This is a genomic window from Veillonella dispar (assembly GCF_937975875.1).
Classification (GTDB): Bacteria; Bacillota; Negativicutes; order Veillonellales; family Veillonellaceae; genus Veillonella; species Veillonella dispar_B.
On sequence record NZ_CALJSP010000087.1, the window covers coordinates 1 to 12,883 of the forward strand.

Genomic DNA, 12,883 nt, shown 5'->3' on the forward strand with positions numbered 1-12,883 from the left:
TTAAGTGAAGAAAGTCTTATATTCTCCGGATGTGATTGAAAAATTACAAGAGATAAAGCAGAATATAAGAGTCAAGTACGGTGTACAAACATCTAATAAAATTATTAAAAATATAAACACTTATACTATTTCAGGTTTTAATAACATAAATTTTATTAGACCAACATATTCTAAGATTGAAATTTTAGTATATGACATAAACGTAGATAGTATAAGTGTTTTCTTATTGTTATACTTTGATTTTTTGACTAATTAATTAAAAATATTGAATTGTCTTTTTGACTAAATAGGTATTATTTGACTTTTTAAGGATTTTTTTGCTTGACAATTTTTTCCAATGTGATAATATTATACATGCGATTAGCACTCAAAGTTTATGAGTGCTAACAAGAGGTGTCATTATGGATGAAAGAAAACAGCGCATCTTGCGAGCCATAATTGAAGACTACGTTAAATCTGCTGAACCGGTAGGGTCAAGAACCATTGCTAAGAATTATAATCTTGGTATAAGTCCGGCAACAGTGCGAAATGAAATGTCCGATTTAGAGGAGTTAGGCTATTTGGAGCAACCTCATACATCGGCTGGACGTATTCCTTCAGCTAAAGGCTATCGCTTATATGTTGACTCTATGTTGAGTCGACAACCTGTTCCATTACAGGATGCTGAAAAAATTGAAATGTTATGGAAACATTCCAATGGATCAACGAGTGAGCTCTTCTTAAATATGGCTAAATTATTATCACAAGTAAGCCATAGCATGAGTTTATTCTTAGCTCCAGCTCATGATAGAGCATTAATCAAATACATTCATGTGTTGCCCCTCGATTCACATCAAGCAGTTATGGTTGTCATTACTGAGACAGGAGCTCTTGATAATGAATTGATGTACTTTACTGAAGGCGTTTCGCCTGATGTATTACAAAGTTTGGCTATGCAATTTAGCAATGCATTACAGAATGTAAGTATTGGTCATGTAACGGCTGAAGCGTTAGGAACACTTTTGATTCATATGGAAGGACCCCAAGGGATTTTGATGATCCTTTCAGAAACATTATTACGAGCAATTAATAAACGTAAGTTGTTCTATTCTGTAGGTACCACGGAGTTGTTAAATCAACCAGAGTTTAAGTCTGTTGAAAAAGTACAACCCTTACTTTCATTAGTGGAAGAGCAAAATCAATTGGGACAACTTTTAAAGGATGATTCACCTACACCTGTGAAGGTAAAGATTGGCGATGAAAATGATACTGAAGCACTACATTCTATGAGTGTGGTACAAGCTGATTTCACAAATCAAGATCAGCCTATTGGTACACTTGCTATTCTAGGACCGACACGTATGGAATACGGTCGTATTATTGGAATGTTGTCTCACATGAAACATATGATGGAATCTATGGTAAAAGAACAAAAATAGAAAGGGTATATAATGGCTGAAGAACAAGACATTAAACAAGAAACAGTAGACGAAACAGCAAATGCTACTAATGTAGAGGAACCGGCTGTGGAAGAAACTGAAGAAGTTGTTGCTGACGCTGCTCACGTATTAGATGAGCTTAAAGCAGATTTCGATAATCGATATAAGCGTTTGCAAGCTGACTTTGAAAACTTCAAACGTCGTACTAATCAAGAAAAAGAGCAACTTGCAGGATATGTTAAAGGGGATGTGCTTACAGATTTACTTCCTGTATTAGATAACTTTGAACGAGCTGTTCAAAGTCCCGCAGAAGGTGATGCTAAGGTATTCCTTGATGGATTTATCATGATTCATCAAAACTTGATGGCTATGTTATCTAAACATGGTTTAGCCGTTATCGATGCGGTTGGTAAACCATTTGATCCAAATTTCCATCAAGCGATTATGCGAGTGCCGTCAGATGAATATGAATCTGATACGGTATGTGAAGTATTACAAACTGGCTATACTGTTGATGGTCGTTGTATTCGTCCAGCAATGGTAAAAGTTGTTGAATAGATTATAAAGGTTTTAGGAGGCATATATTATGGCAAAGGTAATTGGTATTGACTTAGGTACTACAAACTCTTGTGTTGCGGTTATGGAAGGCGGCGAGCCTACGGTTATTACTAACCAAGAAGGCGCGCGTACAACTCCTTCCGTTGTTGGTTTTGCAAAAAATGGCGAACGTTTAGTTGGTCAATTAGCAAAACGTCAAGCTGTATCTAACCCAGAAAACACAATCATTTCTATTAAACGTCACATGGGTACTGACTACAAAGTAACTGTAGAAGGTAAATCTTATACACCACAAGAAATTTCTGCTATGATTCTTCAAAAAATCAAAGCTGATGCAGAAGCTTACTTGGGCGAACCTGTAAAACAAGCTGTTATTACAGTTCCAGCATACTTTACAGATGCTCAACGTCAAGCTACAAAAGACGCTGGTGCGATTGCTGGTCTTGAAGTACTTCGTATCATCAACGAACCTACAGCAGCTGCTCTTGCATATGGTGTAGATAAAGATGAAGACGGTAAAGTTCTTGTATTTGACCTTGGTGGTGGTACATTCGACGTATCTATCCTTGAACTTGGTGATGGCGTATTTGAAGTATTGGCAACATCTGGTAACAACCATCTTGGTGGCGATGACTTCGACCAACGCATTATGAACTACCTTATTGAAGAATTCAAAAAAGAAACTGGTATCGATTTATCCAATGATAAATTAGCTGATCAACGTTTAAAAGAAGCTGCTGAAAAAGCTAAAATTGAATTATCTGGCGTAGCTAGCACAAATATCAACTTGCCATTCATCACAGCTGATGCTACTGGTCCTAAACACTTGGATGTAACATTGACTCGTGCTAAATTCGAAGAATTGACAGCTGATTTGGTACAAGCTACTATTGAACCTACTCGTAAAGCTATGAACGATGCTGGTTTATCTGCATCCGATATCGATAAAGTATTGTTAGTTGGTGGTTCTAGCCGTATTCCAGCTGTACAAGAAGCTATTAAAAAAGTATTGGGTAAAGAACCAACTAAAAACGTTAACCCTGATGAATGTGTAGCTATCGGTGCTGCTATTCAAGGTGGTGTATTAGTAGGTGAAGTAAAAGACGTATTGTTACTTGATGTAACTCCATTGTCTCTTGGTATCGAAACAATGGGTGGTGTATTCACACGTATTATCGATCGTAACACTACAATTCCTACATCTAAATCTCAAGTATTCTCCACTGCAGCAGATAACCAACCATCTGTAGATATCCATGTATTGCAAGGTGAACGTGAGTTCGCAGCAGATAATAAAACATTGGGTCGCTTCAACTTGGATGGTATCCCAGCAGCTCCTCGTGGGGTTCCTCAAATCGAAGTAACATTCGATATCGATGCTAACGGTATCGTACACGTAAAAGCTAAAGATTTGGGTACTCAAAAAGAACAAAAAATTACAATTACTTCTTCTAGCGGCTTGAAAAAAGACGAAATCGAACGCATGGTTAAAGAAGCTGAAGCTCATGCAGCAGAAGATAAAGCTAGAAAAGAAGAATTAGATGTTAAAAACAATGCAGATTCCTTGGTATACCAAGCTGAAAAAGCATTGAAAGAACTTGATGGTAAAGGCGATACTGCTTTATTGAAAGAAGTGGAAGAAGCAAAAGATAAATTGAAAAAATCTATCGAAGCTGGCAACATCGAAGAAATCAAAAAAGATAGTGAAGCTTTGGAACAACCATTACATAAATTAGCAGAACAAATGTATGCAGCAGCACAACAAGCTCAACAAGCAGCTGGTGGTGCAGATCAAGGTCAACAACAAACAAAATCTGATGACAATGTAGTTGATGCTGATTACACAGTAGTGGATGACGACAAGAAATAAGAAGGGTTGGTAACTAATGGCACGTGATTATTATGACATCTTAGGGGTTAGCAAAAATGCCTCTCAAGATGAAATCAAAAAAGCCTTCCGTAAAAAGGCACGCCAATACCATCCAGATGTAAATAAAGATAATCCAAAGGAAGCGGAAGCAAAGTTTAAAGAAGCTAACGAAGCTTACGAAGTATTGTCTGACGAAACTAAAAAAGCTCAATATGACCAATTCGGCCACGACGCCTTCAAACAAGGAGGCGGCGCTGGCGCCGGTGGTTTCCAAGGTGGCTTTGGCGGTTTCGGTGGTCAAGCTGGCGGCTTTGGTGATATCTTTGGCGACATTTTTGGTGGCATGTTTGGCGGTGGACGCCAACAACAAGGCCCTCAAAAAGGCAATGACTTGCGCGAAGATATTGATATTTCCTTTGAAGATGCAGCCTTTGGTAAATCTATGGAAATAGAAGTGCATCGTCATGAAGAATGTGATCACTGTCATGGTACTGGTGGTGAACCAGGATCTCGTGTCGATACTTGTCCAAACTGTCATGGTTCTGGTCAAGAAGCGGTTATTCAAAATACTCCATTTGGACGTATGCAATCCGTTCGCACTTGTTCCCGCTGTCATGGTACTGGTAAAAGCATTGAAAAACCTTGTTCCAAATGTCGTGGAACAGGTGAAATGTTGGCGAAACGTAAAATCTCTATCAAAATTCCAGCAGGTGTAGATAGTGGTTCCCGCTTACGCGTTGCTAATGAAGGTGAACCTGGTATCTTAGGCGGTCCAAAAGGTGATCTTTACGTATATATCTTCGTTCGTCCTCATAAGGAATTTGAACGAAATGGTAATGACGTTATTAGCCGTGTAAATATTAGCTTTGCTCAAGCTGCATTAGGTGCGACTATACAAGTTAACACCTTAGATGGTAAAGTAGAGTTAAAGATTCCGGAAGGTACTCAAACGGGAACGGCATTCCGCGTAAAGGGCAAAGGTATTCCATATTTGCGTAACCCTAAACAACGGGGTGACCAACATATTGTAGTAACTGTCCAAACGCCTAAGAAGTTGACAGACACTCAACGTGAGTTATTATTACGCTTTGCAAATGAAAGTAACGAAGATGTAAATAACTTACAAGTGAGCAAGAGTCTCTTTGAAAAAATTAAGGACTGTTTGACTAAATGAACAGCTCATGTGAAGGAATGGTTTGTTCCATCACATTCCCTATAAAGGAGCATATATGCAATGGATAGAAGTATCCATTGTCTGTGAAAGAGTAGCCACCGATGAGGTGACTACTCTTTTTGACGATTATGCAGACAATGGAATTATAGAAGAAGATGTTGAAAATCAACCTAATTTAATTAGATTAACAATGTATGCGGATTCATCTTTGGACCCAAATACAATTAAGTCAGATATAGAAAATCGTCTTACAGAGGCTAATATTAGTGTTACATCAATTGATACTACTATATTAGATGAATCTACATGGCTCAATTCTTGGCAGCAATATATTGAACCTACAGAAATTCTACCGAATTTAATTATTAAACCAGCTTGGCAAGAATACGATAATGTGGATCACAAAACTATTATTGAAATCGATTCAGATATTTCCTTTGGTACTGGATCCCATGAGACTACACGGACTTGTGCAGAGTTATTGAAATCTTATAGTGAATCTATGGATCTTGATACAGTTACTTGTTTAGATATTGGTACAGGTACTGGTATCCTTTTATTAGTAGCAGCACATTTAGGCATTAAACATTTAGTTGGTATTGATATTGAAGAGTATGCTGCAAATCAAGCGCGTATTAACTGTGAGAATAATCATGTTTCATCTGAAATAATTTGTGGTAATTTGGATAGTGATTTCAATGGTACTGCTCAAATAATATTAGCGAACCTAACAGTAGATCCTCTTAAAATACTATTACCTCAAATTGGTAAGAAACTGGATGATCAAGGCATTTTAATCATTAGTGGTATTATAGATGATCGGTATGATGAAATCATGCCATATATTAAGGCTAATTGGCATATTATTGAGGAGCGCATTGCAGGGCCTTGGCATACATTTGCGCTAGAAAAGCGATGAAAAAGATTTTTATTCCTACACCATTAGGTGAAACCATAGAATTACCAACAGATGTGACACATCATGTGTTACATGTATTTCGTCATAATATGGAGAAACCCATAACTGTTACCGGTAGCGACAATCGGTGTGGTACATATGAAATTACAGAAGAAATAGATGGTAAAGCTCAAGCAAAACTTATTGAATACGTAGAGTCAAATGTATCTTCTTATCGTACTATCCTTGTTCAATCTTTATTAAAAGGTGAAAAGCTGGAATGGGTTCTACAAAAGGCGACAGAGTTAAATGTTGATACAGTCTATCTTGTATCTACCGCTAATTGTGTTACTAAATATGATGACAAGAAATTACAAACAAAGGCTACTCGTTGGGAGAAAATAATGTTAGAAGCAGCTCAACAATGTGGGCGTAATCAACTGCCAACACTTGTAGTGGGGGAAAAACTTTCACAAGTATTAGAAATAGAATCTGATGCATTAAAATTGGTAGCCTATGAAAATGAAGATGGACATACTATTAAAGATGTTCTTTCACAGGTCAACTCTGATGAGTCAATTACAGACATACTAATTTGTATTGGTCCAGAAGGGGGCTATCAAGAGAACGAAATCAATGCTATTATAGAGAGTGGTGGAAATTCAGTTTCTCTTGGTAATACTATTTTGCGTGCTGAAACGGCTGCTATTGGATCATTAGCGATGATTCAATATGAATTAGAACTATAAATTAAACAAGAATAGAGAGGTGCAATGAAAACCGTTGCGTTTACAACCTTAGGGTGTCGTGTCAATCAATATGATACAGATGCCATGAAAGGTTTATTTTTACAAAATAATTACGAAGCTGTAGACTTCGATGAAAAAGCTGATATATATGTAATCAATACATGTTCTGTAACGAATATGGGGGAAAAGAAATCCCGTCAATTGATTCGCAAAGCGAAGCGTCAAAACGAAGATGCCTATGTGATTGTAACTGGTTGTTATGCTCAGCTTGATCCAGATGCAATTGCTGCTATCGATGGTGTTAATCTCGTTATCGGTACCAATAACCGGTCAAAAATCGTTGAGCTCGTAGAACAATTGGAATCTACAGAGCGTCAAATCAATGCTGTACGGGATATCATGAACGAATCCAACTTTGAAGAAATGCCATTATATGGTAATGAATCTGATAAAGCTCGTGCATTCATGAAAATTCAAGAAGGTTGTAATAACTACTGTGCCTTTTGTATCATTCCTTATACTCGAGGAAAATTAAAATCTCGTAAAGTTGATGATATTGTACAAGAAGCAAAACGATTAGTAGAACATGGATTCCATGAAATCGTATTAACCGGTATTCATTTGGGAAATTACGGCGTTGAATTGCCAGGTCGTCCTACATTAGCCGATGTAGTCAAAGCCTTATTAGAGATTCCTGATTTATACCGCATTCGTTTCGGTTCCATTGAATCTGTAGAAGTTTCTGATGAGTTAGTAGAATTAATGGCTACTAATAAACGTGTTTGTCCACATTTGCATTTACCTCTACAAGCCGGTTCTGATCATGTATTAAAGTTGATGAAACGCCATTATACATTGCAAGAATATAAAGACTTGATTACAAGTTTACGTTCTCGTATTAAGGATTTATCAATTACCACTGATATCATTGCAGGATTCCCGCAAGAAACAGATGAAGACTTTGAAGAAACCTTAAATACAGTTCGTGACATTGGATTTACCCATATTCATGCCTTCCCATACTCTATTCGTGAAGGCACACCTGCAGCTACTATGCCAGATCAAGTACCAGAAGCTGTAAAGAAAACCCGTGTAGCACTTTTGAATGGGCTTAGCCAATCTGGCTATGAAGCATACGCAAAATCTCGCATTGGTAAGCCTGGTGAGATTCTCATCGAAAAGGAAGAGAATGGATACTACATGGGCTTAACAAATGAGTATGTAAATGGTAAAGTTAAATCTGATGGGACACATAAAATTGGTGATCTCATTGGTGGTACTGTTGTAGGTTTAGAAGATAATTATTTGATTATTGAATAAGGAGTTATAGTATGAGTGACTGCATTTTCTGTAAAATTATCAATGGCGAAATTCCATCTAAAAAAGTGTTAGAAAACGATAAATTCTATGCATTTCATGATATTGAACCAGTGAAAAAAGTACATGTTTTAATTGTACCTAAAAACCATGTTTCCAATATTGCTCATCTTAACGAAAATAATGAAGACTATGTAGAAGGTTTATTGCCATTCGTTCGTGATGTAGCTAAAGAACTTGGTATTTCTAAAGATGGTTATCGTTTGATTTTTAATACTGGTAAAAAAGCTGGTCAAACTGTATTCCATATGCATGCTCATCTCTTAGGTGGCGAAGAAATGGGATGGCCAGAAGCTTAATATTAGGTATATTGTATTCTTTTTATAATACTTATTAAAATTCCTATAAAATATACCGGAAAATATTGACAACATCTATACCTATACATATAATATTATATGTGCGTATGTAAATTATCAGCACTTCCCGAGATTATTTTTGGAGGGAGGGATATAGATGTCTGAAATCAAAGTCGGTAAAAACGAAACGCTTGAAAGTGCTCTTCGTCGATTCAAACGCTCCTGCCAAAAAGCGGGTGTTTTGTCTGAAGTAAGAAAACGCGAACACTACGAAAAACCAAGCGTAAAAAGAAAGAAAAAATCTGAAGCAGCAAGAAAACGCAAATTCAGAGCATAAGATGATTACCCTAATTCTGCCTTTTCATGGCTTTATGAAATCCAGAATTAGGGTTTCTTTATTATATACATAAGGAGGAAATATGAGTTTAAAAGATCAATTAAAAGAAGATATGAAAGCTGCTATGAAAGCACGCGAAGAAGGTAAAACTGCGCTTTCTGTAATTCGAATGGTTAATAGTGCTATTAAGAATACAGAAATCAATGATAAAGTTGAGCTTGATGATAATGGTATTCTTGGTATTTTGGCAAAAGAAATGAAAACTCGCCAAGACTCCTTAACTGAATTTGAAAAAGCGGGCCGTGAAGATTTAATCGCTCATGTAAAAGAAGAAATGGCTGTACTACAAAAATATTTGCCAGCTCAAATGAGTGAAGATGAAATTCGTACAGTTGTTAAAGAGGCTATTGCTGCCTGTGGCGATGCTGTAAATATGGGTAATGTTATGAAACATGTAATGCCTAAAACAAAAGGCCGTGCGGATGGCAAGGTAGTTAATAATATCGTTAAAGAGTTACTTGGTTAATTTATTGTAAAATAGTCAAGTAAATGCTTTATATAGTTAGTATGTTCAATTTATTAAAATAGAATTCTTAAACTTATAATTAAGAGAATTATGAAATTCTATAGAAAGTTATTGACATATATTTTCACTATATGATATTATGAATTCAACAAAATAATTGGTCAACGAAGACTCCACTTTAGATATATAGAATATATATCTATTTGTTGGAGTCTTTTTATTTTTAGGAGGAACCATTATGACAAATACTAAAGATTTATTGTATTATATTCCAGCTGGTCAATATGGTAAGGAAGGCGTTCTTGCGCTATTAGAACAACATCCAGAAATTAAATTCGTATCTCTTGTAGGTATCGATTTAGCTGGTAATGATACAGATGAAAAAATCCCTATGTCAGCATTCTTTGATGATTATGAAGCATTCTTCGAAGGTCGTGCTGTTCAAACAGATGGTTCTTCTGTAGTACTTACAAATATTGCAACATTGAATAATGCACGTGTTGATATGTGGGGCGATCCAAGTGTAAACTGGTTCGTTGATTATAACTATGAAAATATAGATGAAGCAACAGGTTTACCAACTGGTACACTTCGTATTCCTGCATTCTTGATGCATAACTATCGTTATGTTGATTCTCGTTCTATCTTAAAAAATAGCTGTGACTATGTTCGTGCAGAATTATTATCTTTGATTAAAGAACATGGTTTACCTGGTATGCCTCATGTGAAATCTGATGATGTTGTAGATATTATCTTCACATCTGCTACTGAATTGGAATTCTGGGTAAAAACTCCATCTAGAACAGTTACTAAAAAAGAATTATCCGTATCCCAAAAATTACAAGAACAATACTGGCAACGTACTCATGGTACAGTTCGTACTGCATTAGAACAAGCGGTAGAACGTCTTGATCAATATGGTATGGAAGCAGAAATGGGCCATAAAGAAGTAGGTGGCGTTAAAGCTAAACTTGATGAAGATGGTCATGAAGCAGTAGTATTAGAACAATTGGAAATCGACTGGAAATTCTCTGGTAACCCATTACAAACAGCAGATAACGAATTACAAGCTCGTATTATCGTTCGTGAAGTATTCCGTGAAAACGGTCTTGATGTAACATTCAATGCGAAACCTATTATTGGTGTAGCTGGTTCTGGCGAACATACACACTTTGGTGTTATGGCTAAATTAAAATCTGGTAAACTTGTTAACTTGTTCAGCCCAGAAGATATGCGTAAAGAATCTGCTAGCTCCTTAGGTATTGGTGCAATCATGGGTCTATTGAAACACTACGAAGCAATCAATCCATTCATTAGCTCCACAACAGACTCCTTAAATCGTTTGAAACCTGGTTTCGAAGCACCAGTATGTATCGTTACATCCTTAGGTACTGATCCTTCTGAACCTAGCCGTAACCGTACCATCCTTTGTGGTTTGATTCGCGATATCGATAATCCTATGGCTACACGCTATGAATTGCGTTCTCCAAACCCTTACACAAACACATATACTGCATTAGCATTGATCTTCATCTCTGCATTTGATGGTATGAAATATGCTATTACATCTGGTAAAACACAAGCTCAATTGGAAGCAGAACTTTCTAAAGAAGTTGGTGAACCAGCTGAATACCTTGCTACAAATCGTGCATACCGTACAGAAAAAGATGTATTCGATGATTTCACTCAAGAAGAACGTAATCAAATGTTTGGTATTGCACCAGCTACTGTATGGGAAAATATTAAAGGTTACCAAAACAATCCTGAATTAGTTGAAACATTGGCTCAAGGTAATGCATTTGCTAAAGACTTGATGGATTCCTTCATTGCATCTATTTTGAAACGTTGGAAACTTGTATTGGCTCACCGTTTGATTCCTAATAATCTTGATACTGTTCGTAAAATGGTAGCTATTCATACTGATAGCCGTAATAGTGTAGATGATAAACGTTTTGCAGAAGTTAACGATTTACGTTTCTATCTTGCTAAAGATAGTGATGATCGCAAATCCTTGTTCACTCGATTAATCGATGCACTTAATGACGGTGAATATGACTTAGCATCTCAATTACAAATTGAAATGAACGATAAAATGGAAGAATTAGAAGCTAAATATGCTAACTATGCAAAAAATATCTTCTAATATTGGTTGATTTTATTGCTCAAAAAGGGCTCCTACATTCGTAGGAGCCCTTTTATTCATATTAATTTTTCATAAGTTAGTCGTTAAAGCAATTACTCGTTATGTCCTATAAACTTTTCTACTAATACTAAACTACATACGAGTACAAAAATCGCAACGGACCAAATTAAATTATCAAATGCAGATTCATGGTCAATAATTAGAAGTCTTACAATTGCTGTAATCCCAATATACAAAAAGAAATCAAGAGGGAAGTGGAAATTATTTTTAAAGTATTTTACAATGAGTGCAATAAACTCAAAGTATAGGAAGAAGGTAATTAGTTCTTCAATTACTAAAGAATATGTACTATACCCTTGAATATTTGCCCACGTAATATAGCCAAGACTAATTAATGTATTGATAAGAGCAATACAAAGTGCAATGCCTACGCCTATAAGTGCAATATTTTTTATCGTTAATAATAGTTTAGATATACGAATCCACATATATAATTCACCTATAATAAAACTTTAAATACTATACCACATAAAAAAGACCGTACACCGTACGGTCTTTTTTCGATTACACCACAGTATAATGAACAAAATATCTAAGAATTAGATATCAGCTTTAATTGCTTCTAATGCAGCATCGAAGTTAACTGCTTGAGTTACTTCAGGTACATATTCAACATAAGTAACTTTGTCTTCTTTGTTGATTACTACTACGCCACGAGTCAAAAGACGAAGTTCTTCGATCAAGAAACCATAGTTTTCACCGAAGGAAGCATCTTTGTGGTCGGATAAAGTAATAACTTTATCAACGCCAGCAGCGCCACACCAACGTTTTTGAGCGAAAGGCAAGTCCATAGAAATTGTCAATACTACAACATCATCAGAAAGTGCAGTAGCATCTTGGTTGAACCAACGAGTTTGAGCGTCACAAACGCCTGTATCAAGGGAAGGAACAACGGAGATAACTTTTACTTTACCTTCGAAATCTTTTAATGTTTTAGGTTGTAAGTCGTTGCTTAAAACTGTGAAGTCAGGAGCTTGTTGACCTACTTTAACTTCTGGACCAACCAATGTGATAGGGCCACCTGCAAATGTTACTACGCCAGTACGTTTTTCCATGTTGTATTCCTCCTAAGAGTTTTAATTCTAATGTTCGTAAGGATACGTTTTGTATCTATGCATAGTATAACACTTACATTACCATAAGTAAACTAAAAAATTCGATATAGTGTTATTATAGATTATAAAAATTATATTATTGGTAACTACTAATGAGAGAATATTGTAATAAACTACATTATATACGTATAGGTGTATTAAGATATATGAAAAAAATGTGTATACTATAAGGAGTATATTTAAATAATGATAATCCTGTAATATAGAAATTTAACTGAGAGGTCCTATGAAACCTATAGAGCTATTTATGCAGTTTTTCCGCCGAGAAGGCTGGGTGTATGCCATCGGATTAACTATGCTAATTGCTATTGATATAGCATTTTTATTTGTACCCCAATTTATTGGTAATGCCATCGATA

13 protein-coding genes are annotated in these 12,883 nt (G+C 36.0%); 11 read left to right on the forward strand and 2 right to left on the reverse strand.

Features of this window, described 5'->3' with window-relative positions; genetic code table 11:
• The first annotated feature begins 401 nt into the window (after positions 1-401).
• The 11 genes from hrcA to Q7P05_RS04095 all read left to right on the forward strand — a co-directional run bounded on the left by hrcA (position 402) and on the right by Q7P05_RS04095 (position 11,349).
• Positions 402-1,418 carry a heat-inducible transcriptional repressor HrcA gene (hrcA, locus tag Q7P05_RS04045; RefSeq protein WP_119207148.1) on the forward strand — a complete coding sequence of 339 codons (1,017 nt, stop codon included), beginning with the start codon at positions 402-404 and terminating at the stop codon, positions 1,416-1,418.
• Between the two features lie 12 nt (positions 1,419-1,430).
• Positions 1,431-1,976 carry a nucleotide exchange factor GrpE gene (gene grpE / locus Q7P05_RS04050; RefSeq protein ID WP_005386696.1) on the forward strand — a complete coding sequence of 182 codons (546 nt, stop codon included), beginning with the start codon at positions 1,431-1,433 and terminating at the stop codon, positions 1,974-1,976.
• Positions 1,977-2,004: 28 nt separating this feature from the next.
• Positions 2,005-3,846, forward strand: a complete 1,842-nt coding sequence (gene dnaK, locus Q7P05_RS04055) for a molecular chaperone DnaK (RefSeq protein WP_303930634.1) — start codon at positions 2,005-2,007, stop codon at positions 3,844-3,846.
• A 16-nt stretch (positions 3,847-3,862) separates the two neighbouring features.
• Positions 3,863-5,020: a molecular chaperone DnaJ gene (gene dnaJ, locus Q7P05_RS04060; RefSeq protein ID WP_005386692.1), complete on the forward strand. Its 1,158-nt coding sequence runs from the start codon at positions 3,863-3,865 to the stop codon at positions 5,018-5,020.
• Between the two features lie 55 nt (positions 5,021-5,075).
• Positions 5,076-5,939 (forward strand): 50S ribosomal protein L11 methyltransferase, encoded by an 864-nt coding sequence (locus Q7P05_RS04065; RefSeq protein WP_303930637.1) that lies wholly within the window; start codon positions 5,076-5,078, stop codon positions 5,937-5,939.
• Positions 5,936-6,667, forward strand: a complete 732-nt coding sequence (locus tag Q7P05_RS04070; RefSeq protein ID WP_303930640.1) for a 16S rRNA (uracil(1498)-N(3))-methyltransferase — start codon at positions 5,936-5,938, stop codon at positions 6,665-6,667. The genes Q7P05_RS04065 and Q7P05_RS04070 overlap by 4 nt, the downstream gene beginning before the upstream one ends.
• Before the next feature lie 24 nt (positions 6,668-6,691).
• Positions 6,692-7,987 (forward strand): tRNA (N(6)-L-threonylcarbamoyladenosine(37)-C(2))-methylthiotransferase MtaB, encoded by a 1,296-nt coding sequence (gene mtaB, locus Q7P05_RS04075; protein ID WP_303930643.1) that lies wholly within the window; start codon positions 6,692-6,694, stop codon positions 7,985-7,987.
• An 11-nt stretch (positions 7,988-7,998) separates the two neighbouring features.
• Positions 7,999-8,343, forward strand: a complete 345-nt coding sequence (locus tag Q7P05_RS04080) for a histidine triad nucleotide-binding protein (RefSeq protein ID WP_005386682.1) — start codon at positions 7,999-8,001, stop codon at positions 8,341-8,343.
• Positions 8,344-8,500: 157 nt separating this feature from the next.
• Positions 8,501-8,680 carry a 30S ribosomal protein S21 gene (gene rpsU, locus Q7P05_RS04085; protein ID WP_004695751.1) on the forward strand — a complete coding sequence of 60 codons (180 nt, stop codon included), beginning with the start codon at positions 8,501-8,503 and terminating at the stop codon, positions 8,678-8,680.
• 82 nt (positions 8,681-8,762) lie between these two features.
• Positions 8,763-9,206, forward strand: a complete 444-nt coding sequence (locus Q7P05_RS04090; protein ID WP_105094354.1) for a GatB/YqeY domain-containing protein — start codon at positions 8,763-8,765, stop codon at positions 9,204-9,206.
• Positions 9,207-9,444: 238 nt separating this feature from the next.
• Positions 9,445-11,349: a glutamine synthetase gene (locus Q7P05_RS04095; RefSeq protein ID WP_303930646.1), complete on the forward strand. Its 1,905-nt coding sequence runs from the start codon at positions 9,445-9,447 to the stop codon at positions 11,347-11,349.
• Between the two features lie 92 nt (positions 11,350-11,441).
• Here Q7P05_RS04095 and Q7P05_RS04100 read toward each other — a convergent pair whose 3' ends face one another.
• Both Q7P05_RS04100 and tpx read right to left on the reverse strand, forming a co-directional pair.
• On the reverse strand, positions 11,442-11,837 hold the full coding sequence (locus Q7P05_RS04100) for a phosphate-starvation-inducible protein PsiE (RefSeq protein WP_303930647.1): 396 nt from the start codon (positions 11,835-11,837) through the stop codon (positions 11,442-11,444).
• 111 nt (positions 11,838-11,948) lie between these two features.
• On the reverse strand, positions 11,949-12,464 hold the full coding sequence (gene tpx, locus Q7P05_RS04105; protein WP_005386678.1) for a thiol peroxidase: 516 nt from the start codon (positions 12,462-12,464) through the stop codon (positions 11,949-11,951).
• Positions 12,465-12,883 lie beyond the last annotated feature (419 nt).

What these genes read in the sequence shown, in the direction of transcription:
- hrcA (WP_119207148.1), top strand. Translation starts at nt 402, where the DNA reads ATGGATGAAAGAAAACAGCGCATCTTGCGAGCCATAATTGAAGACTAC.
- grpE (WP_005386696.1), top strand. Translation starts at nt 1,431, where the DNA reads ATGGCTGAAGAACAAGACATTAAACAAGAAACAGTAGACGAAACAGCA.
- dnaK (WP_303930634.1), top strand. Translation starts at nt 2,005, where the DNA reads ATGGCAAAGGTAATTGGTATTGACTTAGGTACTACAAACTCTTGTGTT.
- dnaJ (WP_005386692.1), top strand. Translation starts at nt 3,863, where the DNA reads ATGGCACGTGATTATTATGACATCTTAGGGGTTAGCAAAAATGCCTCT.
- Q7P05_RS04065 (WP_303930637.1), top strand. Translation starts at nt 5,076, where the DNA reads ATGCAATGGATAGAAGTATCCATTGTCTGTGAAAGAGTAGCCACCGAT.
- Q7P05_RS04070 (WP_303930640.1), top strand. Translation starts at nt 5,936, where the DNA reads ATGAAAAAGATTTTTATTCCTACACCATTAGGTGAAACCATAGAATTA.
- mtaB (WP_303930643.1), top strand. Translation starts at nt 6,692, where the DNA reads ATGAAAACCGTTGCGTTTACAACCTTAGGGTGTCGTGTCAATCAATAT.
- Q7P05_RS04080 (WP_005386682.1), top strand. Translation starts at nt 7,999, where the DNA reads ATGAGTGACTGCATTTTCTGTAAAATTATCAATGGCGAAATTCCATCT.
- rpsU (WP_004695751.1), top strand. Translation starts at nt 8,501, where the DNA reads ATGTCTGAAATCAAAGTCGGTAAAAACGAAACGCTTGAAAGTGCTCTT.
- Q7P05_RS04090 (WP_105094354.1), top strand. Translation starts at nt 8,763, where the DNA reads ATGAGTTTAAAAGATCAATTAAAAGAAGATATGAAAGCTGCTATGAAA.
- Q7P05_RS04095 (WP_303930646.1), top strand. Translation starts at nt 9,445, where the DNA reads ATGACAAATACTAAAGATTTATTGTATTATATTCCAGCTGGTCAATAT.
- Q7P05_RS04100 (WP_303930647.1), bottom strand. Translation starts at nt 11,837, where the DNA reads ATGTGGATTCGTATATCTAAACTATTATTAACGATAAAAAATATTGCA.
- tpx (WP_005386678.1), bottom strand. Translation starts at nt 12,464, where the DNA reads ATGGAAAAACGTACTGGCGTAGTAACATTTGCAGGTGGCCCTATCACA.